This is a genomic window from Leifsonia sp. ZF2019, from assembly GCF_019924635.1.
GTDB lineage: Bacteria > Actinomycetota > Actinomycetes > Actinomycetales > Microbacteriaceae > Leifsonia.
The window spans coordinates 3,244,387-3,268,272 of the sequence record NZ_CP065037.1 but is presented as its reverse complement, the minus strand read 5'-3'; the positions used below and the strand labels follow the sequence as shown (position 1 = coordinate 3,268,272).

Genomic DNA, 23,886 nt, shown 5'->3' with positions numbered 1-23,886 from the left:
CTAGCGGGCCAGCGACCGAGCGTCCGTCAGCACGGCGAGACCCGTAGTGAAGCTGTCCTCGAACCGCATCAGTTCGGACGGCGGAACGGCATTACGGGAGGCGGTGGCGCGCCAGTCCGACACTGCGTCCATGATCCGACCCAGTTCCCGCCGCACGTCGTCCGGCTGGAGCCGACACGCACGTGCGAGTTCGAGCATCCCGGCCGCCTCGTCCGATGGGCGGTCGGCGCCGGCGATGGATGTCTGCCGGGCACGGGTGGTGGGATTCGGATTGATATCGAAGGCCGGCGAGAGCGACCATCCCGCTCGTCGGCGAAGCAGCCCGTGGTTGCGCAGGTGATCGTCCGTGTTGTTGAGCCCGACGTTGACGGCGGCGCGACGGAAGAGCTGAAGGGCGTCGTCGGTCGGGCCGTCGCTGACCTCCTCCACGCTCTCGGCGATGTCGATGTAGTCGCCGCCGTCACCGGCGCGGCGCCCCAACAGCGTCATCGCGCTGATGTACCCGATCCGCCCGGGACGGTCGACCGAGATCCCCAAGGTGCGGTCGAACCGGTCGAGCAGCAGAAGATGACGGCCATCGATGCGAACGAGTCGATGGATGGGGACGGCGACGCCTGCGGCTGCGGCGAGGTCGAGGGCGGTCGCCTCCCAGGCCATCACATCCCAGTCGTCTTCATGGTGCGGAAACTTCGCGATGAGCTGTCGGCCGTCCTCACCAAGGACGGCGGCCTTGGGGCGCGCGCCGCCAAGCGATCCTGTCCCCGCATCGAGCAGAGTTTTCACCGCTGCGAGATCGTCACCGTCCTGTGCGGCGAGATCCGCAGAATGGAGAAGCGTCGGCAATTGCAAGAGCCGCGGCACGGTGTGGTCCGGGTCGAGGAATGCCGATTCGTCGTCGACACGGAACCTCAACGCGCCCTGGCGCGTGATGTCACCGACGCCGCTCAGGTAGTCGACATCGTCGAGTTCCTGTGCGCGGCGCGAATCCTTCCGAGCGAGGGCACGTTCTCGCTTCGCGAGGAGGGTGCGTCCCCAGCGGTCCGGCGCGGAGTCGGTGAACGCTCCGGGCAGGCCTTGCACGTAGTGCGTCCCAGAGGCCAGGGGGAACGCCGGATCGATCGGGTACGAGTGCGGCTTGGAGAGGAAGTCCGGGTCGTATTGGAATGTCGTCGATGCGAGCGCGCCGCGACCGCGATGGAATTGCGCCCGTCCGACGAGGACCGTCGCCCCGGCGAGTTCCACGTGCACCTGTAGTACCTCGTAGTGCGTCATCGCACGCGCTGTCGATCGAGGAGGCCTGCGCGGGCGCGACCCAGATCGGTGCCGAGCGGATCCACAGCTTCGGTCAAGGTGTCGAGGATCCCGAGAGCCCGAGCGACGCGGAGCACGACGTGGAAGCCGACGGTCGGGTCGCCGTGCTCGAGCTTGCGCAGAGTGTCCCGTGTGATGTCGGCACGTTCCGCCACTTGCTGTGCGGTCAGGCCGAGGATCTTGCGCCAGCCGGCGAAATCGTCGCCGATCTCCTTCGCCGCGCGCATGACCTTGGCGGGTTGCTGACTGACCACCATTCCCCTCTCGACGATTAGGGAATACTATACTCGCCCTTAATCGGCTTAGTGGGTATTTTAGTCGTCATTGTGGCTAACGACCCTCCTGCTGTCTCCGTGCGGCGATGTAGTCCAGGGCGGAGTACGGGCGGTCCACTTCAGGAAGCATGCCGTCCTCGGCCAGGCCGGTGACCAGTTCGGCGGGATCCATCGACAGTGTGATGGCCAACTGGACGATGGTCGTGAGGGTCGGGTTGCCGCCGCCGCGCTCCAGGCGGCCGTAGTTCGCCAGGTCGACGCCGCTCAGGTGGGCGATGTCGTACTGGGAGCAGCCGAGCTCCAGTCGTCGTGCGCGCAGTCGCGCGCCGAACAGGCGAGAGGCTTCTGAGCGCGTGCGAGGCATGCTCTCAGCCTTCGGGCCCCGGACCTAACGCACCAGAGGATGCGCACCGGAGGCGCGGGGGCCTGAGGTCTACAAGCAATATCGGCTACTCACTCCTGGGCCTTGCGCGCCGCGATGAAGTCGGCGACGGAGAACGCGCGGTCGCGGTCGGGAAGCATCCCTTCGCCGTAGAGGCCGACCAGCAGCTCTGCGGGGTCGGTGTCGAGCGCTGTCGCGAGTCGCACGATCGTGTGCAGCTCGGAGTTGGCCTCGCCGCGCTCGACCCGCCCGTAGTTCGTGACGTGCATCTCGGCGAGGTCGGCGATCTCCTCCTGGCTCATCCCGAGGGCGAGACGCACGGCGCGGACGCGCTCGCCGAACAGGCGTGCGGCGTGTGATCGAGGAGTTGGCATACTCCAGGCCTACGCGTCCCGCGCCTCCGAGACCAGAGTCCCCGCACGCGCATTCTCTGCGCCTCAGGCCCTCACACCTCAGAGTTTGCGGAGCAGGACGGAGCTGACGGTGTGGTCGGCGTCCTTGCGGAGCACGAGCTTGGCGCGCGAGCGCGTCGGCCGGATGTTCTGCAGGAGGTTCGGCTCGTTGATCCGCGACCAGATGGACGCCGCCCGTGCGCGCGCCTCCTCCTCGGTGAGGTCCGCGAAGCGGTGGAAGTACGACTGGGGGTTCGCGAACGCGCCGCGCTGCAGCTTGAGGAAGCGCTCTTGGTACCAGCGCGCGATGTCCCGCGTGCGGGCGTCGACGTAGACGCTGAAGTCGAAGAGGTCGCTGACGGCGAGACGGTTGCCGCCGCCGGCCGGCTGGAGCACGTTGAGCCCCTCGACGATCAGCACGTCCGGGCGCCGGACGACGATCTCGGCATCCGGGACGATGTCGTAGCTGAGATGCGAGTAGAAGGGAGCGCGCACCTCGGGCGCACCGCTCTTGATCGCGGTCACGAACCGCAGCAGCGAGCGGCGGTCGTACGACTCGGGGAAGCCCTTACGCTCCATGAGCCCGCGGCGCTCCAGCTCGGCGTTCGGGAGGAGGAAGCCGTCGGTGGTGACGAGCTCGACGCGCGGGGTGTCCTCCCATCGGGACAGGAGCTCGCGCAGAAGGCGGGCGATGGTGGACTTGCCGACCGCGACGGAGCCGGCCACGCCGATGACGAACGGCGTGCGCTGGGAGCGCTCGCCGAGGAAGTCGCTGGTGACCCGGTGCAGCTGCCGGGCGCCGCCCGCGTAGAGGTTGAGGAGGCGGCTCAGCGGGAGGTAGACCTCCTCGACCTCGCGCATGTCGAGGGGGTCGCCGAGGCCGCGGAGCTGGACGATCTCCGTCTCCTTGAGGGGCAGCTGCGTGCTCTGTGCGAGCTCCGACCAATCGGCCCTGTCCAGCTCCACGAACGGGGTGCTGGCGTCGCCGCCTGTGGGTTCGCCGCGACCGGCGCCGTTGTCACGCATAGGCGACAAGTCTAGGCCGTGCCCCAGGTTAGAATCGGGTCCATGTGTGGAATCGTGGGGTACGTCGGTACCGACAAGAGCCTCGAGGTCCTCCTCGGCGGTCTGAAGCGCCTGGAGTACCGCGGCTACGACTCGGCCGGCATCGCCGTCATCGGCCCCGACGGCCGCCTCGGCACGGCGAAGAAGGCCGGCAAGCTCGCCGTCCTGGCCGGCGACCTCGACGCGCACCCCATCCCCGACGGCGCCACCGGCATCGGCCACACCCGGTGGGCGACCCACGGTGGACCGACCGACCGCAACGCCCACCCGCACCTGGGTGACGACGGCAAGCTCGCCGTCATCCACAACGGGATCATCGAGAACTTCGCGACGCTCAAGGACGAGCTGCTCGCCGACGGCTTCACCTTCGAGTCCGAGACCGACACCGAGGTCGCCGCCGTGCTCCTCGGCCGCGAGTACCGCACCACCGGTGACCTGGGCGAGGCGTTCCAGCGCGTCGTCTCGCGCCTCGAGGGCGCATTCACCCTCCTCGCCCTGCACCAGGATCAGCCGCACGTCGTCGTCGGCGCCCGTCGCAACTCGCCGCTGGTGATCGGGCTGGGCGAGGGCGAGAACTTCCTCGGCTCTGATGTCGCCGCGTTCGTCGAGCACACCCGCCGCGCGATGGCCATCGGCCAGGACCAGATCGTCACCATCACCCCGGACGCCGTGACCGTGACCGACTTCTCCGGCGCCCCCGTCGAGGTCGAGCCCTTCGAGGTCGCCTGGGACGCCTCCGCAGCGGAGAAGGGCGGCTGGTCGTCGTTCATGGCGAAGGAGATCGCCGAGGAGCCCGACGCCGTGGCCAACACCCTGCGCGGGCGGGTCGTCGACGGCGAGGTGCACATCCCCGAGCTCGAGGCGCTCGGCGACGCGTTCTTCACGGGGGTCGACCGCATCACGATCGTCGCCTGCGGCACGGCGGCGTACGCGGGCCTCGTCGGCAGCTATGCGATCGAGAAGTGGGCGCGCGTCCCCGTGACCGTCGAGCTCAGCCACGAGTTCCGCTACCGCGAACCCGTCATCACCGACGGCACTCTCGTGATCTCCATCAGCCAGTCCGGCGAGACGATGGACACCCTCATGGCCGTCAAGTACGCCCGCGAGGCCGGGGCGAAGGCCATCTCGGTCTGCAACACGCAGGGCGCCACCATCCCGCGCGAGTCCGACGCAGCCCTCTACACGCACGCCGGACCCGAGGTGGCCGTCGCGTCGACCAAGGCGTTCGTGGCCCAGATCACCGCCCTCTACCTCTTCGGCCTGCACCTCGCCCGCGTGCGCGGCACGCTGAGCAGCGCGATGCAGCGCGACGCGGTGCAGGAGCTCTCCGAGGTCCCCGAGAAGATCGCCGCCGTGCTCGAGTCGCACGAGGCCATCGCGCAGCTCGCGCGCTGGATGTCCGACACCCGCTCGGTGCTCTTCCTCGGCCGGCACGTCGGCTACCCGATCGCGCTGGAGGGCGCGCTCAAGCTCAAGGAGCTCGCGTACATCCACGCCGAGGGATTCGCTGCGGGCGAGCTCAAGCACGGGCCGATCGCCCTGATCGAACCGGGGCAGCCCGTCTTCGTCGTCGTGCCGAGCCCGCGCTGGTCGGACGAACTGCACAAGAAGGTCGTCTCGAACATCCAGGAGATCCGCGCCCGCGGCGCCCGCGTCATCGCGATCGCCGAGGCCGGCGATGCCGCGGTGCTCCCGTTCGCCGACGAGGTCATCCGTATCCCGCTGGCGGCACCGCTCTTCGAGCCGCTGCTGGCCGTGGTCCCCCTGCAGATCTTCGCGATGGAGCTGTCGGCGGCGAAGGGGCTGGACGTCGACCAGCCGCGCAACCTCGCCAAGTCCGTCACCGTCGAGTAGCGGGAGGCGGTCGGAACGTGATCGCCGGCATCGGCATCGACGTGGTGGACCTGGCGCGCTTCGCCCGGTCGCTCGAGCGGACGCCGAAGCTGCGCGAACGGCTGTTCACCGAAGCGGAGCGCGCGCTGCCGGTGCACTCCCTGGCCGCCCGCTTCGCCGCCAAGGAGGCGCTGATCAAAGCGCTGGGCGGCTCCGAGGGCGTGCGCTGGCACGACATGGAGATCGTCCCCGACGAGGAGAGGAACCCGGGTTTCGTGCTGCACAACGTGGTCGAGCGACAGGTGCGTGAGCGCGGGATCGCGCACATCCACGTGTCGATGTCGCATGACGCGGGCATCGCGACCGCCTTCGTGATCGCGGAGACCGCGCAGTGAGCGCCTTCCGCGAGCTCGAGGTCGACCTGGACGCCATCGCCTCGAATGTGCGGCGGATGCGTGCGCACGTGGGGACGCCGCACGTCATGGCCGTCGTCAAGGCGAACGCCTACGGACACGGCGCCGTCTCCGCCGCGCGGGCCGCTCTCGACGGCGGCGCGGACTGGCTGGGCGTCGCAGACCTGGACGAGGCGCTGCAGCTGCGGGAGGCGGGTATCGAGGCACCCGTGCTCGCCTGGCTCCACTCGCCCGACGAGGACTTCCGGCTGGCTGCGGCGGCCGGGGTGGATGTCGGCATCTCGTCGATCGCGCAGCTCGAGGCCGCGGCGCAGGCGGCGCGCCCCGGTGCGCCGATCGCGGTCCACGTCAAGGTGGAGACCGGGCTGAGCCGCAACGGGGTCGCCGAGGAGGAGTGGGCGGCGCTGTTCGGCCGGGCGCGCGTGCTCGAGGACGCCGGTGCGATCACGGTGCGCGGCATCTTCAGCCACCTCTCCAACGCGTCCGACGACGACGACCGCGCGGCGATCGCCGTGTTCGAGCGGGGGCTGGCGGTCGCCGCAGCGGAGGGGGTCGTCCCCGAGCTGCGTCACATCGCGGCCAGTGCCGCGGCGATCGCGCTCCCGGAATCGCGTTACGACCTGGTGCGCCTCGGGCTCTCGGTCTACGGCCTCTCGCCCTACGGCGCCGCCTCCGCGCGCGAGCTCGGCCTGCGCCCGGCGATGACCGTGCGCGGGCGGATCGCGGCGGTTCGCCGTGTGCCCGCGGGCAAGGGCGTCTCGTACGACTACACGTACCGCACCGGGCAGGAGACGACCTTGGCGCTCGTGCCGCTCGGCTACGCGGAGGGGATCCCGCGCAGCGCGTCCAATGCGGCACCGGTCTCGATCGGCGGCCGCACGTTCCGGATCGCGGGGCGCGTGGCGATGGACCAGTTCGTCGTCGACGTGGGCGACCATCCCGTCGCCGTCGGAGACGAGGTCGTGCTGTTCGGCGATGCTGCGGCGGGGGTGCCGTCGGCCTACGACTGGGCGGAGGCATGCGGGACGATCAGCTGGGAGATCGTGACCCGGCTCGACGGGCGAGTGGAGCGGACGTTCCGGGGCGGGCGATGAGCGAAGACAGGGGATTCCATCCGCCGGTGGAGCGGATCGTCGAGACCAGCGAGGGGATGCACGCGCTCGGGATCGAGCTGGCGGGCATGCTCCGGCCCGGGGACCTCCTCGTGCTCTCCGGCCCGCTCGGCGCGGGCAAGACCACGCTAACCCGCGGCATCGGCGACGGTCTGGGGGTCCGCGGTCCCGTGACCAGCCCGACGTTCGTCCTGGCGCGCACCCACCCGAGTCTCGTCGGCGGCCCGCCGCTGGTGCACGTGGACGCCTACCGGCTGTCGAGCGCACTCGAACTCGACGACCTCGACATCGACTACGCGCGCTCGGTCGTCGTCGTCGAGTGGGGGAGGGGCATGCTCGAGGGAGTCGCCGAGTCCTGGCTGGAGGTCGCGATCGAGCGGCCGACGGGCGCGGGCGCCTCGAGCGCACACGACGACGAACGGGAGCTGGACGCCGACGAACCGCGTACGGTCGCGGTCACGGGTTTCGGGCCGCGCTGGAGCGGGCTCGCAGCCGACGGCTAGGCTGCGTACATGGGGGAATTCGCTGTGGAGGTCGGCGGGCTGCGCACCGCCGCGAGATCGGTGGACGATATCGCGGACGCGGCGACGCCATCCGGAGACGTCGCGCATCCGTCGACGGTGGGGGACGAGGGCCTGTCCGACGCCATCGCGTCCTTCGCCGCGAAGACGCAGCGCAGCTGGGCCGAGCGCCTGGCTGCGACCACGGCCCTCGCCGATGGCCTGCGTGCGTCGGCCGTCGAGTACGAGTCGGCTGACGGCGACGGCCGGGACGACGTCCGGTCGGCGGCGCGGGCGTACTGATGGCCGAGCTCGGACAGACGTCGGACCCGACGGCACTCGTGCCCGGATCGCTCGACAGCATCGACTCCGCGATCGCGCAATGGAAGAAGCGGGCCGCGACGGCCGACCAGGCCTCGACATCGTTGAACGCCCTCCCGGCTCCCGTCGGCTGGAGCGGCGCGGGCGCCGACGGGTTCGCGAGGCATCGGAAGAACGCCGCCGCACGCTGGGAGAGACTCTCGCACGCGTTCACGTCGGCGGCATCCGCGCTCGACGAGTACCGCACCGCGCTGCGCGCCGCGCAGAAGCGAGCCGGCCGGGCGATCGACCTGTGGGAGGAGGCCCGGCAGGAGACGGCGGCCGCGCTCGCCCCGCGTTCGGGCACGATCGCCCCGATCGTCACGGCGGACCCCGGCGCGGCCCTCCGCACGCAGGCGAAGCAGGTGCTGGCGGACGCCCGTTCCTCGGTCTCCCGCACGGCGTCGTCCGCCGCTGCGGCGATCCGCGCTGCGGCGGACGAGCCCGATCTCAGCGCGAAAGCGTGGGACGTGCTCTCCGATGCGAGCCTGACACCGCGGGAGGCGCTCGATGCGCTCGCCGGCGTCTCGGGCGACGAGCTCGCGAGGCTCCTGAAGGCGCGCCCCGACCTCGCCGGACTGCTCCAGCAGGCCGACCCGCACGACGTGGCCCCCTGGTGGAAGAGCCTCGACGCCCCGCAACGGGACGCCCTCATCCACGCCGCGCCCGCGGTGATCGGGAACCTCGAGGGCGTGGCGTACGGGGATCGCGACACGGCCAACCGCATCGACCTCGCGAACCAGCTCGCCGCTGCCGAGGCGGCTCTGACGAAGGCGCAGGAGCCGCTGCCGTGGTGGGCGCTGTTCGGCGGCGCGGGTGTCGTCGACGCGCACAACCAGGACGTGGCGGACGCCCAGGCGCAGGTGGATGCCCTGAAGAACATCCTGGGTGCGGCGAAGACGCCGAAGGGCGGCGAAGGGCATTACCTCATCTCGTTGACGGACGACCGCCCTCCGCTCGCCGCGGTCGCGGTCGGCGACCTCGACACTGCGGACAGCGTCACATATGCCGTACCGGGAATGGGAACGACCACGGCGGGCATGCGGGGGTGGACGGATGCCGCCGCCGCCATCCAGGCACAGCAGAGCGCCGTGGATCCCGGGCACTCGCACGCCGTCGTCGCCTGGATCGGCTACGAGACCCCACCGATCCCTGGGCAGGGCGGCCTCGATGTGCTCGACACGAAGAAGGCCGAGGCCGGGGCCGTCAAACTCGAAGCCGCCCTGGGCGGTTTCACCGCCTCACGGGGGTCGAGTCCCGCGTCGCTCAACGTCGTGGCCCATTCCTACGGGACGACCACGGCCTCGATCGCCCTGACGGCCGCGGGAACGCACGTCGACTCGTTCGTCAGCGTCGGATCGGCCGGTCTGCCGTCCTCGATCGACAGCGCATCCGACATCCACGCGGACGCGGTCTACGCGGGCCAGGCGCGCAACGTGATCCCGGGCCTCGAGGACGGACAGGGCGATCAGTGGGCCTGGACCGGCCGCGACTTCGGCAATCACCCGGTGAATCCCGTGGATCCGTCGTTCGGTGCGCACACGTTCGGCACCGACTCCGGAACCGGGGGGACGGCTGTGACCGATCACGGGACCCACACCGATGGCGGCTCGGGCTATCTCGATCCCGGAACCGAGTCGCTCAACAACGTCGCCCTCGCCACGACCGGGCAGGGCGACCATGTCTCGGCCTACGTGCCGAAGGGACTGACACCTCTCCAGCAGGGCCTGGTGGATGGAGCGACGAGTGGTCCGTATTACTGAGCGGCGGGCCGGCGTCGTTATCGCCGCGGCGATCCTGGCAGCGCTGACCGGCTGCACCCCGACGAGCAAGGAGGCGACCATGACACCGCATGAGGCGCGCGACACCCTGGTGAAGACCATCACGGACACCGCGGCACGGCTGCCGGTCAGCGGGTGGACCGACAGCGGAGCCCCCAGCGTGACGGACTGCGATGCGAACGGCGCGGCGGGTGCCAAGTACGGGTACTTCTACCGTGCGTCGCCGGGCACGGACTTCGCCGGCGACGCCAAGACCGTCGCGGACTACTGGACGTCGCTCGGGATCAGCGTCCGCACGGTCACCGCGCCGGACACCGCGGTGTACGGCACCGGCGGTCCCGTCCAGACCATCAGCTTCCAGACGGCCCCGGGGGACTACGCGATCTCGGGCACCTCGCTCTGCGTGCCCGGCGATGTGGACACGCTGATCGACGAGCAGGCCGGCGACTGATGCCCATCGCGTTCCATCCCGAGCGGCACGAATCGATGCTGGCCGCGCTGGGGCGGGCGGCGGACCAGATCCAGGCCGAACTGGACACGCTCGACCGCGAGGCCGCCCTCCTTCGCGCGAGCTGGTCGGGGGAGGCGCAGCGGGCGTACGACACGGCGCACCGGGAGTGGACGGCCGCGCTGGCCGAACTGCACCGGGCCCTGATGGACGCCGCCCGAGCGGCCGACGCCGCCGGTGCCCGGCTCGCCCGGGCCGAGGCGACGGTGACCGCGCGCTGGAGCTGAGGCAGCGCGGCACGCGCGGACCCGCCTAGGCTGGAGGCATGCTCCTCGCCATCGACACCTCCTCCGGGACGAGCGTCGCCGTGGTCGACCGCGACGCCGGAGTGCTCTCCGAGGTCGTCGAGGCCGACACGATGCGCCATGCCGAGGTGGTCGGGACCCTCATCCGCGAAGCGCTGGACATCGCCGGGGTCCCGGTGTCCGCCCTCTCGGGCGTGGTCGCCGGGATGGGGCCCGGGCCGTTCACCGGCCTGCGGGTCGGGATCGCCGCGGCCAAGGCCTTCGCGGTCGGGGCGGGCCGCCCCCTCGTTCCCGTGGTCAGCCACGACGCCATCGCCGCCGAGCACTTCGGCTCCGGCGGTTCCGGACCGCTGCTCGTGGTGACGGACGCGCGGCGCCGCGAACGGTACTGGACCGCGTACAGCGGCCCCGACGAGCTGGGGCTCCCTGTGCGTCTGGACGGCCCCGGGCTGGCCAAGCCGGATCAGCTCCCGCACGCCGAGTTCGTCCGTGTCGACGCCGACGTCGTGAGCGCCGGCCGTCTCGGGATGATCGCCGAGGTCCGCTTCGCGAACAAGCGCCCCTTCGACCCCGACGAGCCGCTGTACCTGCGTTCGCCGGACGTGACCCTGTCCGCCGGTCCCAAGCGGGTGAGCGCGTGACGGCCTGGGAGCTGCGCCGCGCGACGGCGGCCGACGTGCCGGCGATCATGGAGCTGGAGCGCTCGACGTTCGTCACCGACGCGTGGTCCGAGCGGACCATGCGGTCGGAGGTGGCGGGCGAGCACGGCTACTACCTGGTGGCTTTCGAGCCCGGGGAGAAGAGCCGCATCGATGCGTACGCCGGTCTGCTCGCGCCGCGCGGCGCCGGCGAGGGCGACATCCAGACCATCGCCGTGGCTCCGCGCGCACGACGACGCGGACTCGCCCGCGCGCTCATGAACGCCCTGATCGGGGAGGCCCGGTCGCGCGGCGCGCAGGAGATCTTCCTCGAGGTGCGGGACGACAATCCGGGCGCGCAAGCGCTGTACGTCTCGCTGGGTTTCGAGGAGATCGGCGTACGCCCGCAGTACTACCAGCCGGACGGTGTGGACGCGATCGTGATGCGTCTCGCCGTCCCGACCCCGGAGACGACGATCGCATGAACCGCGACGAACCCCTGGTCCTCGGCATCGAGACCTCGTGCGACGAGACGGGCGTCGGGATCGTGCGGGGAACGACCCTGCTCGCGAACACGATCGCCTCGTCCATGGAGGAGCACGCGCGCTACGGCGGCGTCGTGCCCGAGGTCGCGGCGCGGGCGCACCTCGAGGCCCTCACGCCGACCCTCCGCACCGCCGTGGCCGATGCCGGCATCGACCTGGCCGATGTGGACGCCATCGCCGTCACGAGCGGGCCCGGCCTCTCCGGCGCGCTCATGGTCGGCGTCGGCGCAGCGAAGGCGCTCGCCGTTGCGCTCGACAAGCCCCTCTACGCGGTCAATCACCTCGTCGGTCACGTCGGGGCGGACCTGCTCGACGCAGCGGGTGGCCCCGGTCACCCGGTCGAGCTGCCGACGATCGCGTTGCTGGTCTCCGGCGGTCACACGTCCCTCCTGCTCGTCAGGGATCTGGTCTCCGACGTCGAGCTCCTCGGCGAGACCATCGACGACGCGGCGGGGGAGGCCTTCGACAAGGTGGCGCGCGTGCTGGGCCTGCCGTATCCCGGCGGTCCGCAGATCGACCGCGTCGCGGCGGACGGCGACCCGCGCGCCATCCGGTTCCCGCGCGGGCTGACCAAGCCGAGAGACCTCGAGCGCCATCGGTACGACTTCTCGTTCTCCGGGCTGAAGACGGCAGTCGCCCGCTGGGTCGAGCAGCGCCAGGACGCGGGCGAGGAGGTGCCGGTCCCCGATGTCGCCGCCTCTTTCCGCGAGGCCGTCGTCGACGTGCTGCTCAGCAAGGCGGTCGCGGCCTGCCGCGACCACGACGTGCCCCGGCTCCTGCTGGGCGGCGGGGTCGTCGCGAACGCGCGGGTGCGTCAGCTCGCGGCCGAACGCACGCGCGAAGCGGGCATCGCGCTCCGCATCCCCGCGCTCTCGCTCTGCACCGACAACGGCGCGATGATCGCGGCTCTCGGCGCCCAGCTCGTGATGGCGGGACACGCGCCGAGCGAGCCGACGTTCGCCGCCGACTCGACGCTTCCCGTCACCGAGATCCAGGTGGCACGCTGAGTCGTTGACACGTTCCGACAGCGCTGGGACGATGGAATCGATACAGGGAGTTCCCAGAAACTCCCACCTGAAGGAGATGCGGAACATGACCGATCCGAACGCGCCCGCCGGCCCCACGGACCCCGACGCCCAGAACGGAGTGGTCCCGCCCGCGGAGCCCGTCGCCCCGGCTGCCCCTGAGCCCACGCCCGCCGCCGCAGAGCCCGCCCCGGCCGCACCCGCCGCTCCGGTTCCGCCCGCGGCACCCGCGTACACGCCTCCGCAGCCGCAGGCTCCGCAGCAGCCGTACGGCCAGCAGCCGCAGGCGCCGCAGCAGCCGTACGGCCAGCAGCCGCAGGCGCCGCAGCAGCCCTACGGCCAGCAGCCGCAGCAGCCGTACGGTCAGCAGCCGCAGCAGCCGTACGGTCAGCAGCCGCAGCAGCCGTACGGCCAGCAGCAGGCGCCGTACGGCCAGCAGCAGCCGGCTCCTGGCTACGGAGCGCCGGCCTACGGACAGCCGGCCCCCGGCTACGCCCAGCCCTACGCCGCGCCGTCCAAGTCGCCGATCCTGAGCATCCTGTCCCTCGTCGGCGGCATCGTCGGCATCGTGCTCAACATCGCATGGGGCGTCGGCGTGCTCTTCGGAGTCGCGGCGGTCGTCCTCGGCTTCCTCGGTCGCAGCAAGGAGCCGCAGGCGAAGGGGTTCTGGCTCACCGGCCTCATCCTCGGCTTCGTCAGCATCGCGATCGCGATCATCGTGTGGATCGGGCTGGCGGTCCTCTTCGCCAGCTTCAGCGCCACCTACAACACCTACTGAGCGGACACGGCTCGCGCTGGCCGGGCGGCCTCAGAGCCGCTCGGCCAGCAGGGCGGTGTGCCGCCCGGCGATCCGGGTCAGGATCAGGGTCGCCGAGCGGTCGCCTGCGAGCGCCAGACGTCTGCGGAGCGCGGCGGGATCGACATCCACGCCGCGCTTCTTGATCTCCAGGGAGCCGACGCCGCGCTCGCGCAGGGCCCGCCTCAGATCCCGCTCCCCGTACGGCAGCGTCTCGAGCACCCGGAATCCGGCGGCGAACGGCGTCGGCATCGCGTGGTCCGCCGTGATGTAGGCGATGCCGTCGGCGACCATCCGGCCGTCCAGCTGCCGGGCGAGGTCGCCGATCAATCGAGCGCGGATGACGGAGCCGTCGGGCTCGTAGACGTATTCGCCGAGTTCGCCGGTCTCGGCGTCCTCGCTGTCGCTCTCCGCCGTGAGCTCATGGGCCTCGTCGCCGCGCAGCACCAGCGCGGCGCGGCGGATGTGCGGCCGCGCGAGCGCGCCGAACCAGAGGCCGAGCTCGACGACCTGCCCGTCGGACGAGATCCACTGCGCCTCGGCGTTCGACGGGATGAGGTCGCGATCGAATCCGGGGCCCAGCTTGAGCCCGACCGACCGGCCGGTCGCGAGTTCGTAGGCGAAGCCGAGCGAGGGGGTGTAGTCGTCGGGGTCGGTGAGCCGCTCGGTCTGCGTGTGGCCGGCGGTGCGACGCGCGGGGTCGAGGAAGACGGCGTCGACGCTGCGCAGATCGGCGTCCTCGGCGCGGCCGTGCACCACCGTCGCGTTCGGGAACGGAGCCAGGTTGTACGCCGCGATCGCGGCCGTGACCTCGTCGGCCTCGACGGCCGTCACGTCCAGCTCGATCGCCGCGACGGCGAGGGCGTCGCCGCCGATCCCGCAGCCGAGGTCGGCGACGCGGGTGAGGCCCGCGGAGCGGAAGCGGCCCGCATGCCGGGCGGCCACCGCGAGACGCGTCGCCTGTTCGAGGCCGGCCTCCGTGAAGAGCATCCGGGAGGCGAAGTCGCCGAATTTCGCGACGGCCTTCCGCCGCAGCTTCGACTGCGTCAGCACAGCGGCCACGAGGCCGGGGGCGTGGCCCTGCTTGCGCAGATCCGAGACGAGCCGGACCACGTCCTTCTCCGTCTGGTACGGCGGAAGGGAGTCGAGCAGCCGGAGCCCCTCCGGGCTCAGCAGTTCGAGGAATTCGGACCGGTCCATGATCCTCACGCTACCTCTTGGCACTCACGTTGCGTGACTGCTAACGCACCCTCTAGACTCCTGTTAGCACTCGCAGTGCGAGGCTGCTAATCACGTCTTCTGTCAAGACACCGTTCGTCATAGGAAAGGGGTCAACGTGTCGGTCTCCATCAAGCCGCTCGAAGATCGCATCGTCATCAAGCAGGTCGAGGCTGAGCAGACCACTGCGTCCGGTCTGGTCATCCCCGACACCGCCAAGGAGAAGCCGCAGGAGGGCGAGGTCGTCGCCGTGGGCCCCGGCCGCATCGACGACAACGGCAACCGCATCCCCCTCGACGTCGCCGTCGGCGACAAGGTCATCTACTCCAAGTACGGTGGCACCGAGGTCAAGTTCGGCGGCGAGGACTTCCTCGTGCTCTCGGCCCGCGACGTGCTCGCGGTCGTCGTCCGCTGACGCACCCCGCTCCACGATCGGCCCGGATGCCTCTGGCATCCGGGCCGTCGTCGTTCGTCGGCCGCTGTGGCTAGAGTCGGTCGGGTGCCACCACCTTCTCCCCGCGCGGCCGACCACCGCACCTCCGGACTGATCTTCGCCCTCTCCGCACATGTGCTGTGGGGTGTGCTGACCCTCTACTTCATCGCCCTGGCTCCGGCCACCGCGTGGGAGATCGTCGCCTGGCGGGTCGTGTTCTCGCTGGTCTTCTGCGCACTTCTGCTGACCGTCACGCGGGCGTGGCGTCCGTTCATCGGGCTGCTGCGCACCCCGCGCATCCTGTTCACGATGGCGCTCGCTGGAGCCCTCATCTATGTCAACTGGCAGACGTACGTGCTCGCCACCGTGACCGGCCACGTCGTCGAGGCGGCTCTCGGATACTTCATCAACCCGATCGTCACCATCCTGCTCGGGGTGCTCGTGCAGCGGGAGGGGCTGCGCCCGGCTCAGTGGGTGGCGGTCGGTCTGAGCGCCGTCGCGGTGGTCGTGCTGGCGGTCGGCTACGGGGCGTTCCCGTGGATCGCGCTGGTGCTCGCCTTGTCGTTCGGGCTCTACGGGCTGATCAAGAAGCGCGTCGGCCCCGCCGTCGACGCGGTCTCCGGTCTCACTCTCGAGACGATGTGGCTCACGCCTGTCGCGGTGGTGCAGCTCGTCGTCGTGGGCATGACCGCGGGCATCACCCTCGGGGCGTACGGCGTCTGGCACGCGGTCGCACTCGCCGGCGCGGGCGTGGTCACAGCGGTGCCTTTGCTGTTCTTCGCGGCGGCGTCGCGTCGCCTCCCCCTGGTGTACATGGGCTTCGTGCAGTACATCACCCCGCTCATCCAGTTCCTCGTCGGCGTGTTCGTGCTGCACGAGGCGATGCCGCCCGAGCGGTGGCTCGGATTCGGGATCGTCTGGCTCGCACTCGTCGTCCTCAGCGCCGACATGATCCTCTCCGCTCGCGCCACGCGCCGGGATGCGCGGCTAGCGTAGGGCCGTGGCCATCTCGACCGACTTCGACGAACTCGACTCCCGTATCGCGGCGGCGCTGCAGGCGAACGGCCGTGCCAGCTGGGGGCTCATCGCGACCGTGCTCGACGCCCCCGTGCGCACGGTCGCGCGCCGCGGGCAGCGACTGCTCGACGTGGGGGCCGTGCGCGTCTCCACCTACCTCGACACGACGATGGTCGGCGACGCGCGTCCGCTCGTCATCCAGATCGGAACTCGACCCGGGCACGCCGTCGCCGTCGCGCGCGCCCTCGCCACCCGCACCGACGCCTCGAGCGTCTCGGTGCTGGAGAGCGGAGCCGACGTGATCTGCCAGCTGATGCCGCGTACCCCCGAGGACAGTGCGCGCCTGGTCGTGGAGGACCTCCCCGAACTCGATCACCTGGTCTCCGTGCGCGTCGGGACAGTGCTCAAGTACTTCCGGTCCGGGTTCGACTGGACCGCCATCCCTCTTCCGCCGGCTGTGCTCGCGCACCTGCGCAACGGCGTCAGCGACACGCCGCGTGCCGGGGGACGGATGGTCCTCTCCGCCGACGACGACCGACTCGTGGCCGTGCTCGCAGAGGATGGCCGCGCGACGGCGAGCGATGTCGCCGACCGCATCGGCGTCACGCCGCCGACCGTGAAGCGGCGACTCGACGCACTGCTGGGGGCGGGAGTCCTCCATGTGCGCACCGAGATCAGTCCGGCTCTGCACGGGCTGCGTGTCGAGGCGCTCACCTGGCTCCAGGTGTCTCCGGACCGGGTCGAGGAGGTCGGCGCCGCGCTCGGCCGGCACCCGTCCGTCCGCTTCTGCGCGGCGTGCACCGGGGCGACGCAGGTGCTGGTGGACTGCGTGGTGGAGGACGAGCACGCGCTCTACCGGTTCCTCACCGAGGATGTCGCGGCGCTCGGCGTGACGCAGGCGCAGACCTCGGTGGTGCTGCAGCCCGTCCGTCGCGGCCCGATGCTCGTCTCCGATTCGGTGGATGTGGCTGATTTGTAAACATCTTGTTGCAGAAGTGGCCGAAAGCGTAGTTTTTGATTGCGATAGTGGCCGTTAACGCATAACCTCACTTCAACTACTGGAGAGAGGGCGGCAATGCGCGACACCTGGCAGGATGAGGCGGAGAACCTGGAGTGGGACACCGCGCCGCTCATCGGCGGCCGCCGGCTCCTCTCCGACGCCGCCGCCGGGTTCGACCTCGTCAGCCCGCGCGACGGAGCGGTGCTCGCGACCGTCGCCGACGGCGTCGCCTCGGACGTGGATGCCGCGGTGCGTTCCGCGCGCGCCGCGTTCGACGGTGGCGCATGGTCCCGCTGCGCTGCCGTCGAACGCGGACGCACGCTGGTCCGGTTCGGCGACCTCGTCGAAGCCAACGCCCGAGAGCTCGCCCTGCGCATCTCGCTCGAGATGGGGAAGCCCGTCCAGGATGCCCTCGGAGTCGAGCTGCGGGCGGTGGCACAGTGCCTGCGGTGGTACGGACAGCTCGCCGACAAGCTGTCGGACGAGGCCCCCCAAGCGACCCCCGACGCCCTCGCCCTGGTGACGCGCGAGCCGGCCGGGGTGGTCGGAGCCGTCGTGCCGTGGAACTTCCCACTGACGATGACCGCCTGGAAGCTCGGCCCCGCGCTCGTCGCGGGCAACAGTGTCGTGCTGAAGCCGGCCGAGCAGACCAGCGTCTCCGCCCTGCGTCTCGCCGAGCTGGCGCTCGAGGCGGGACTGCCCGCGGGCGTGCTCAACGTGGTACCGGGCCGCGGGGACACGGTCGGCGAGGCTCTCGGTCGTCATCCCGGCGTCGACGTCCTGACGTTCACCGGCTCCGTCGGGGTCGGACGCCGCTTCCTCCTCTACTCGGCGGAGTCGAACGGCAAGCGGGTGTGGCCCGAGCTCGGCGGCAAGTCGGCCTCGGTCGTCCTGAGCGACGCCGACGTGGAGGCGGCCGGCCGCACCAGCGCCTGGGGTGCGTTCTACAACCAGGGTCAGATGTGCAGCGCGTCGTCGCGCATGGTGGTCCTGCGGGACGTGCACGACGCGGCCGTGGAGGCGGCCATCGCCCAGGCGGTCGCGATGGCGCCGGCCGACCCGCTGGCGGGGGACGCCCCGAGCGGGGCCGTCGTCAGCGAACGGCAGCTCGAGCGCATCCTGGGCTTCGTCGACCGGGCGCTCGCCGACGGCGCCGTTCTCGCGGCCGGGAGCGCCTCCCGCTACGACATCGGCACGGGGAAGGGCAGCTACGTCGCCCCGATCGTGCTCACCGGCGTACGGCCCGAGATGGAGATCGCCCAGGCGGAGGTGTTCGGACCGGTGCTCTCCGTCCTCGCGGTCGACAGCGTCGACGAGGCGGTCGCTGTCGCCAACGGCACGCCCTTCGGCCTCGGAGCCGGTCTCTGGACCCGCGACCTCTCCGCGGCCCACCGCGTGTCCCGTTGTCTCCGCGCGGGGACCGTCTGGGTCAACTGCTACGAGGAGGGCGACATGTCGATGCCCTTCGGCGGCGTGGGGGACAGCGGATTCGGCCGGGACAAGGGCGCCCACGCCGTCGACAAGTACACGGACGTGAAGAGCACGTGGATCGAGCTGGGCGCATGACCGGGCCGATCATCGCCGTCACGGTCTGGCGCCGGGCCGTGCCGACCGTCCTCGGCGCCCGGACGGACCTGTACACGCTGGGCGGCGAGTACGCCGACAGCGTCCAGGCCGCCGGCGGCATCCCCGTGCTCGTTCCCGATGTCGTCGAGCCGGACGCCGTCGCGCTCCTCCAGCGCGTCGACGGCCTGCTGCTGTCCGGAGGCCAGGACGTCGCGTCCGGCCCGCGGGATGCCACCGAGTCGGCGCTCCTCGGGGAGGCCCAGCGGCTCGGGATGCCCGTCTTCGGCATCTGTCGCGGCCTCCAGGTCCTCAACGTCCACCGCGGCGGCACGCTCGTCGACGACCTCCCGCACACCCCGGACCACCCCGCTGTCGGGCGCGGGGAGGAGCGGCTCAGCCGGCACCGGATCGTGGACGCTGCCGGCTGGGTCGCGGATTCCCTCCCCGACGACGGCATCGTGAACTCGATCCATCACCAGGCGATCGATCGTCTGGGCGCCGGTCTGTCCATCGCCGCCCGTGCCGACGACGGGACCGTCGAGGCGGTCGCCGGCACGGACGCCTCACGTTTCCTCCGCGCGGTCCAGTGGCACCCGGAGAAGATGCCGGGTCCGGACGGGCGCGCGCACGCGACGCGCCTGCTCGCGCCCTTCATCGCGGCGGCCGATTCCTATCGCCGACGCCCCGCTGCCATCCAACAGAGAAAGGAGTTCGTGTGAGCACGACCCCCAAGCGCATCTTCCTCGAGTTCGAGGGGGGACCGCGCGCGGAAGCGACATTGCTGCTCGACGCGGCGCCCCGGACCGCCGAGGCGATCTGGAGCGCACTGGAGTCGCCCGTGAGCGACGATGTCATGCACGCGATGTACGCCGGACCCGAGATCATGTTCGGGCTGCCGCAGAGCGCGCAGACGTTCGACCCGACCGCCCTCCCGGCGGAGAACCAGCAGGTCATCCCCGCGGCGGGCGACCTGGTCTGGTTCTTCCAGCCGAAGGAGCTCATGGCCGGGCTGGACTTCGAGCTGTGGGAGGTCGGCATCTTCTACGGCAAGGGCGGCCGGATCTTCGGCCCGCTCGGCTGGACACCCTGCACCATCTGGGCGTCGATCACCAGCGGACTCGAGGAGTTCGCCGCGGCGTGCCAGGAGACCCGCACCATCGGACTGAAGAAACTCACCATCGGGAGAATCGAATGACGATCACACGTTCACGGCTCCGCGGCCCCCTCGCCGCGGGCATCGGCATCGCGGCTGCAGCAGCCGCGCTGCTCACCGGCTGCAGCAGCGGCACGGCATCCTCGTCGGGCACCCCCTCCGCCGGCTCCTCGGCCGCGACGGTGAAGCTGCCCGACGCGTTCGCCGGCAAAGACCTGGTGGCGCCGGCCGTCACCGGGTACCCGCCCTACGCCTACCTCGACGGCGGCAAGATCGTCGGCATCAGCACCGACCTCGCCACCGCCGTCGGCGGCCCCTGGGGCACGAAGGTGACCCTCAAGCAGGATTCGTTCGAGAACGCGCTCCTCGGCGTCAACAGCGGCACGTACTTCGGTGCGTTCGGCGCCGACGTCACAGCGGAGCGCGAGAAGACCTTCGACCAGGTCTCCTTCCTCGAGGACCATTACCAGTTCATGGGCCTGAAGGGCGCCGACCTGGGGTCGAGCCTGGACGACCTGTGCGGCCTGAAGATCTCCGTCGTCGCGGCGGACAGCGCCATCCCGGTGCTCCAGGAGCAGTCGACGAAGTGCACCGCGGCCGGCAAGCAGGCGATCCACGTCCAGACCTTCGCCGACCAGGGGGCGGCGACCCTCGCCGTCAGCAGCAAGCAGGTCGATGCCACGACGGCGACGCTGACGAACCTCGGGTACATTTCGAAGCAGTCGTCGGGTCAGTTCACCATCGGCGGCCCGAAGTACCAGTTCGTCCTCATCGGTATCGCCACCAAGAAGGGCAACGGGATGGCGCAGGCGCTCGCCGACTCCATCAACGAGCTCATCGCGAACGGCGAGTACACCAAGATCCTCGAGAAGTACGGGGTCGAGGGCGACGCCATCGACAAGGCAGAAGTCAACCCGAACCCCAACGTCGGAGAGTAGCAGCACCCCCATGCCCGAACACGAACAGGGATCGGCGGCCCTCGCGCCGCACATCCCCAACCGCCATCTCGCGCGCTGGGTGGTCGCCGCCCTGCTCGTGCTCCTCCTGCTCGGCTGGCTCCAGGGTCTGGCGTTCAACCAGGCCCTGGACTGGCCGACGATCGGGCAGTACTTCCTGAACTACGACGTGCTGGCCGGTCTCGGCCGCACGCTGCTCATCACCGCGGTCTCCATCGTCGTCGCCGTCGTCCTGGGAGCGCTGCTCGCCACGATGCGGCTCTCCGACAACCCGGTGCTGCGCGGGCTCGCCTGGCTCTACGTCTGGTTCTTCCGGTCGATCCCGCTGCTGGTGCTGCTGGTGCTGACCTTCAACCTGTCGCTGCTCTGGCCGACGATCGACCTCGGAATCCCCTACGGGCCGGTGTTCGTCTCGATCAACACGCAGGAGCTCATCAACCCGATGGTCGCCGCGATCGTGACGTTCTCACTCCAGCAGGCGGCCTACACGTCGGAGGTCCTGCGCGCATCCATCCAATCCGTGCCGACCGGCCAGCGGGAGGCGGCCGTCGCCCTGGGGATGACGCGCACGCGCACCATGATGAAGATCGTCTTCCCGCAGGCGTTCCGGGTCGCGCTCCCGCCGATCGCCAACGACACCATCAACCTGTTGAAGTCGACCTCGCTCGTCGCCTTCATCGCCGTGCCCGACCTCATGTACTCGGTGCAGCAGATCTACTCGTCCAATTTCCGGATCGTCCCGCTCCTGATCGTCGCGACCCTGTGGTACATGATCGTCGTGTCGATCCTGTCGATCGGGCAGTTCTTCATCGAGCGCGCTCTGCGCTCGTCGCCGTCGCGCGTCGGCCGGCGGACGATCGACGCCGACCCGATCCTCCCGGACTCCGCCACCCCGGACGACACCCTCGCCGAGAACGCGGCGGCCTCCGACACCGCGCCGAAGGAGAACCGCGCATGAGCCCCTTCCTGCAGGTGACCGACGTCACGAAGCGTTACGACGACGTGACCGTCATCGACGACGTGAGCCTCGACGTCGAGCGGGGCGAGACCGTCGTCCTCCTCGGCCCCTCCGGCGCGGGGAAGAGCACCCTCCTGCGGTGCATGAACATGCTCGAGCGCATCGACCGCGGACGCATCGTCCTGGACGGCGAGGAGCTCGGCTGGAAGCCTCGCAAAGGCGTCATGCGCGAGCTCTCCGGCCGGGCCGAGGCGCGGCAGCGCCAGGACATCGGGATGGTGTTCCAGAGTTTCAACCTGTTCGCACATCTGACGGTGCTGCAGAACGTGATCGAGGCGCCCGTCGGCGTGCTGAAGCGGCCGAAGGCGGAGGCGATCACCGAGGCGCACGACCTCCTGCGCCAGGTGGGCCTCGACCACAAGGCCGACGCCTACCCGGCGCAGCTCTCCGGCGGCCAGCAGCAGCGCGTCGCCATCGCGCGTGCCCTGGCCATGCACCCGAAACTCATGCTCTTCGACGAGCCGACGAGCGCGCTCGACCCCGAACTGGTGAGCGAAGTCCTGGACGTGATCAAGGGACTCGCGACGACCGGCATGACGCTGGTGATCGTCACGCACGAGATCGGATTCGCACGGGAGGTGTGCGACCGTTTCGTGTTCATGGAGAACGGGCGCATCGTCGAGGCGGGCCCCTCCGACCGCCTCACGGTCGACGGCGCCGCCAACGCGCGCACGCGCGACTTCCTCTCCCGTGTGCTCTGACGGCCGAAGCCCAGCCGATTCGGAATAGAGCACAGGCCGGAGCCGTTACCATGGGACATCCACATACGCGCATCTTGATAGGGGTGAAATGGACCAGGCGGATCCGTTCGGATTCATCGGTTTGACCTACGACGACGTCATGCTGCTCCCCGGGCACACCGACGTCATCCCGAGCGAGGCTGACACCTCGACGCGCCTGACCAAGCGCATCACCATGGCGACCCCGCTGCTCTCGAGCGCGATGGACACCGTCACCGAGTCCCGCATGGCCGTCGCGATGGCGCGCCACGGCGGCATCGGCATCCTGCACCGCAACCTCTCCATCGAGGACCAGGCGGCGCACGTCGACAAGGTGAAGCGCTCCGAGTCCGGCATGATCACCAACCCGGTGACCACGACCCCCGAGGCGACGGTCGAGGAGGTCGACGCGCTCTGCGGCCAGTTCCGCGTCAGCGGTCTCCCCGTGGTCGAGGGCGACGGCCGGCTCGTCGGCATCATCACCAACCGCGACATGCGTTTCGTCTCCCCGTTCGAGCGGTCGACGACGCTGGTGCGCGACGTCATGACCCGCCAGCCGCTCATCACCGCTCCGGTCGGGATCGACCCCGACGCCGCGGTCGCGATCTTCGCGGAGCACAAGATCGAGAAGCTCCCCCTGGTGGACGCCGACGGCACGCTCCGCGGTCTCATCACCGTGAAGGACTTCGACAAGAGCGAGAAGTACCCGGACGCCACCAAGGACGACGAGGGCCGTCTGCGCGTCGGCGCCGCGATCGGCTTCTTCGGCGACGCGTGGGAGCGCGCGATGACGCTGGTCGACGCGGGTGTGGACGTCATCGTCGTCGACACCGCGAACGGCGACAGCCGCGGCGTGCTCGACATCGTCAGCCGCCTCAAGCACGAGCCGCGGGCCTCGCACGTCGACGTGATCGGCGGCAACGTCGCGACCCGCACCGGCGCCCAGGCGCTCGTGGACGCGGGAGCTGACGCGATCAAGGTCGGTGTCGGACCGGGTTCCATCTGCACGACGCGTGTCGTCGCGGGTGTCGGCGTGCCCCAGGTCACGGCGGTCTATGAGGCCTCGCTCGCCGCGCGTCCCGCCGGTGTGCCGCTGATCGCGGACGGCGGTCTGCAGTATTCGGGCGACATCGCCAAGGCGCTCGTCGCCGGCGCGGACAGCGTCATGCTCGGGTCGCTGCTCGCGGGCACGGCCGAGTCGCCCGGCGACCTCGTCTTCGTCAACGGCAAGCAGTTCAAGAATTACCGCGGCATGGGCTCGCTCGGCGCGCTGCAGACCCGTGGCAAGAAGACCTCGTACTCCCGCGACCGCTACTTCCAGGCGGACGTGCCGAGTGACGAGCAGCTCATCGCCGAAGGCATCGAGGGGCAGGTCCCCTATCGCGGACCTCTCGCCGCCGTCGCCTACCAGCTCGTCGGCGGCCTGCGCCAGTCGATGTTCTACGTCGGTGCGCGCACCATCACCGAGCTGAAGGAGCGCGGCAAGTTCGTCCGCATCACCGCGGCCGGGTTGAAGGAGTCGCACCCGCACGACATCCAGATGGTCGTCGAGGCTCCGAACTACCGCCGCTAGACCGTCTCACGAAGCCGCCGCTCGCATTCGACGCGGGCGGCGGCCCCTCGGT

General features: G+C 70.5%; 28 protein-coding genes. 22 read left to right on the top strand and 6 right to left on the bottom strand.

Annotated features, from left to right (window positions below; genetic code table 11):
* From IT072_RS16090 to coaA, 5 genes are all read right to left on the bottom strand, one after another.
* Positions 1 to 1,272: a type II toxin-antitoxin system HipA family toxin gene (locus tag IT072_RS16090; protein ID WP_223357856.1), complete on the bottom strand. Its 1,272-nt coding sequence runs from the start codon at positions 1,270 to 1,272 to the stop codon at positions 1 to 3.
* A complete protein-coding gene (locus tag IT072_RS16085) occupies positions 1,269 to 1,568 on the bottom strand; it encodes a helix-turn-helix domain-containing protein (RefSeq protein WP_442786772.1) in 300 nt (99 codons plus the stop codon). Before IT072_RS16085 ends, IT072_RS16090 begins: the two co-directional genes overlap by 4 nt.
* 73 nt (positions 1,569 to 1,641) lie before the next feature.
* Positions 1,642 to 1,950 carry a helix-turn-helix domain-containing protein gene (locus IT072_RS16080; RefSeq protein WP_223357855.1) on the bottom strand — a complete coding sequence of 103 codons (309 nt, stop codon included), beginning with the start codon at positions 1,948 to 1,950 and terminating at the stop codon, positions 1,642 to 1,644.
* 89 nt (positions 1,951 to 2,039) lie between these two features.
* Positions 2,040 to 2,342, bottom strand: coding sequence for a helix-turn-helix domain-containing protein (locus tag IT072_RS16075; protein ID WP_223357854.1), 303 nt, complete (start codon positions 2,340 to 2,342; stop codon positions 2,040 to 2,042).
* 78 nt (positions 2,343 to 2,420) lie between these two features.
* Positions 2,421 to 3,386: a type I pantothenate kinase gene (coaA, locus tag IT072_RS16070; protein WP_223357853.1), complete on the bottom strand. Its 966-nt coding sequence runs from the start codon at positions 3,384 to 3,386 to the stop codon at positions 2,421 to 2,423.
* A gap of 42 nt (positions 3,387 to 3,428) precedes the next feature.
* Between coaA and glmS the strand changes: the two genes are divergently transcribed.
* The 12 genes from glmS (at position 3,429) to IT072_RS16010 (ending at position 13,163) form a co-directional block, all read left to right on the top strand.
* Entirely contained in the window at positions 3,429 to 5,279 is a 1,851-nt protein-coding gene (gene glmS / locus IT072_RS16065) for a glutamine--fructose-6-phosphate transaminase (isomerizing) (RefSeq protein WP_223357852.1), read from the top strand.
* Between the two features lie 17 nt (positions 5,280 to 5,296).
* Positions 5,297 to 5,653 (top strand): holo-ACP synthase, encoded by a 357-nt coding sequence (locus tag IT072_RS16060; RefSeq protein ID WP_223357851.1) that lies wholly within the window; start codon positions 5,297 to 5,299, stop codon positions 5,651 to 5,653.
* On the top strand, positions 5,650 to 6,765 hold the full coding sequence (gene alr, locus IT072_RS16055; RefSeq protein ID WP_223357850.1) for an alanine racemase: 1,116 nt from the start codon (positions 5,650 to 5,652) through the stop codon (positions 6,763 to 6,765). Before IT072_RS16060 ends, alr begins: the two co-directional genes overlap by 4 nt.
* Entirely contained in the window at positions 6,762 to 7,286 is a 525-nt protein-coding gene (gene tsaE, locus IT072_RS16050) for a tRNA (adenosine(37)-N6)-threonylcarbamoyltransferase complex ATPase subunit type 1 TsaE (RefSeq protein ID WP_223357849.1), read from the top strand. Before alr ends, tsaE begins: the two co-directional genes overlap by 4 nt.
* Positions 7,287 to 7,295: 9 nt before the next feature.
* Positions 7,296 to 7,586 (top strand): hypothetical protein, encoded by a 291-nt coding sequence (locus IT072_RS16045; protein WP_223357848.1) that lies wholly within the window; start codon positions 7,296 to 7,298, stop codon positions 7,584 to 7,586.
* Positions 7,586 to 9,406, top strand: a complete 1,821-nt coding sequence (locus IT072_RS16040; RefSeq protein WP_223357847.1) for an alpha/beta hydrolase — start codon at positions 7,586 to 7,588, stop codon at positions 9,404 to 9,406. The genes IT072_RS16045 and IT072_RS16040 overlap by 1 nt, the downstream gene beginning before the upstream one ends.
* Positions 9,390 to 9,875, top strand: a complete 486-nt coding sequence (locus tag IT072_RS16035; RefSeq protein ID WP_223357846.1) for a hypothetical protein — start codon at positions 9,390 to 9,392, stop codon at positions 9,873 to 9,875. The genes IT072_RS16040 and IT072_RS16035 overlap by 17 nt, the downstream gene beginning before the upstream one ends.
* A complete protein-coding gene (locus IT072_RS16030; RefSeq protein WP_223357845.1) occupies positions 9,875 to 10,159 on the top strand; it encodes a WXG100 family type VII secretion target in 285 nt (94 codons plus the stop codon). The genes IT072_RS16035 and IT072_RS16030 overlap by 1 nt, the downstream gene beginning before the upstream one ends.
* A gap of 38 nt (positions 10,160 to 10,197) precedes the next feature.
* Complete coding sequence (gene tsaB, locus IT072_RS16025; protein WP_223357844.1) at positions 10,198 to 10,818, top strand: tRNA (adenosine(37)-N6)-threonylcarbamoyltransferase complex dimerization subunit type 1 TsaB; 621 nt, start codon at positions 10,198 to 10,200, stop codon at positions 10,816 to 10,818.
* Positions 10,815 to 11,300: a ribosomal protein S18-alanine N-acetyltransferase gene (gene rimI / locus IT072_RS16020; protein WP_223357843.1), complete on the top strand. Its 486-nt coding sequence runs from the start codon at positions 10,815 to 10,817 to the stop codon at positions 11,298 to 11,300. Before tsaB ends, rimI begins: the two co-directional genes overlap by 4 nt.
* Positions 11,297 to 12,367, top strand: a complete 1,071-nt coding sequence (gene tsaD, locus IT072_RS16015) for a tRNA (adenosine(37)-N6)-threonylcarbamoyltransferase complex transferase subunit TsaD (RefSeq protein ID WP_223357842.1) — start codon at positions 11,297 to 11,299, stop codon at positions 12,365 to 12,367. Before rimI ends, tsaD begins: the two co-directional genes overlap by 4 nt.
* Positions 12,368 to 12,452: 85 nt before the next feature.
* Positions 12,453 to 13,163 carry a DUF4190 domain-containing protein gene (locus IT072_RS16010; RefSeq protein ID WP_223357841.1) on the top strand — a complete coding sequence of 237 codons (711 nt, stop codon included), beginning with the start codon at positions 12,453 to 12,455 and terminating at the stop codon, positions 13,161 to 13,163.
* Between the two features lie 30 nt (positions 13,164 to 13,193).
* Here the strand turns inward: IT072_RS16010 and IT072_RS16005 are convergent, their stop codons facing one another.
* Positions 13,194 to 14,381, bottom strand: a complete 1,188-nt coding sequence (locus IT072_RS16005) for a class I SAM-dependent methyltransferase (RefSeq protein ID WP_223357840.1) — start codon at positions 14,379 to 14,381, stop codon at positions 13,194 to 13,196.
* A gap of 136 nt (positions 14,382 to 14,517) precedes the next feature.
* On the opposite strand from IT072_RS16005, the gene groES reads away from it, so the two are divergent.
* From groES to guaB, 10 genes are all read left to right on the top strand, one after another.
* A complete protein-coding gene (gene groES / locus IT072_RS16000) occupies positions 14,518 to 14,814 on the top strand; it encodes a co-chaperone GroES (protein WP_223357839.1) in 297 nt (98 codons plus the stop codon).
* An 84-nt stretch (positions 14,815 to 14,898) separates the two neighbouring features.
* Positions 14,899 to 15,828, top strand: coding sequence for an EamA family transporter RarD (gene rarD / locus IT072_RS15995; RefSeq protein ID WP_223357838.1), 930 nt, complete (start codon positions 14,899 to 14,901; stop codon positions 15,826 to 15,828).
* A 4-nt stretch (positions 15,829 to 15,832) separates the two neighbouring features.
* Positions 15,833 to 16,828, top strand: coding sequence for an Lrp/AsnC family transcriptional regulator (locus tag IT072_RS15990; RefSeq protein WP_223357837.1), 996 nt, complete (start codon positions 15,833 to 15,835; stop codon positions 16,826 to 16,828).
* Positions 16,829 to 16,924: 96 nt separating this feature from the next.
* Complete coding sequence (locus tag IT072_RS15985) at positions 16,925 to 18,415, top strand: aldehyde dehydrogenase family protein (protein ID WP_223357836.1); 1,491 nt, start codon at positions 16,925 to 16,927, stop codon at positions 18,413 to 18,415.
* Positions 18,412 to 19,134 (top strand): gamma-glutamyl-gamma-aminobutyrate hydrolase family protein, encoded by a 723-nt coding sequence (locus tag IT072_RS15980; RefSeq protein WP_223357835.1) that lies wholly within the window; start codon positions 18,412 to 18,414, stop codon positions 19,132 to 19,134. Before IT072_RS15985 ends, IT072_RS15980 begins: the two co-directional genes overlap by 4 nt.
* Positions 19,131 to 19,610, top strand: a complete 480-nt coding sequence (locus tag IT072_RS15975) for a DUF3830 family protein (protein WP_223357834.1) — start codon at positions 19,131 to 19,133, stop codon at positions 19,608 to 19,610. Before IT072_RS15980 ends, IT072_RS15975 begins: the two co-directional genes overlap by 4 nt.
* Positions 19,607 to 20,506 carry a transporter substrate-binding domain-containing protein gene (locus IT072_RS15970; protein ID WP_223357833.1) on the top strand — a complete coding sequence of 300 codons (900 nt, stop codon included), beginning with the start codon at positions 19,607 to 19,609 and terminating at the stop codon, positions 20,504 to 20,506. Before IT072_RS15975 ends, IT072_RS15970 begins: the two co-directional genes overlap by 4 nt.
* Before the next feature lie 10 nt (positions 20,507 to 20,516).
* Positions 20,517 to 21,482, top strand: a complete 966-nt coding sequence (locus IT072_RS15965) for an amino acid ABC transporter permease (protein WP_223357832.1) — start codon at positions 20,517 to 20,519, stop codon at positions 21,480 to 21,482.
* The gene (locus tag IT072_RS15960; RefSeq protein ID WP_223357831.1) at positions 21,479 to 22,243 is read left to right on the top strand and encodes an amino acid ABC transporter ATP-binding protein; all 765 of its coding nucleotides are present in this window, start codon (positions 21,479 to 21,481) and stop codon (positions 22,241 to 22,243) included. Before IT072_RS15965 ends, IT072_RS15960 begins: the two co-directional genes overlap by 4 nt.
* A gap of 88 nt (positions 22,244 to 22,331) precedes the next feature.
* Positions 22,332 to 23,834, top strand: coding sequence for an IMP dehydrogenase (guaB, locus tag IT072_RS15955; protein WP_223357830.1), 1,503 nt, complete (start codon positions 22,332 to 22,334; stop codon positions 23,832 to 23,834).
* Positions 23,835 to 23,886: the final 52 nt, after the last annotated feature.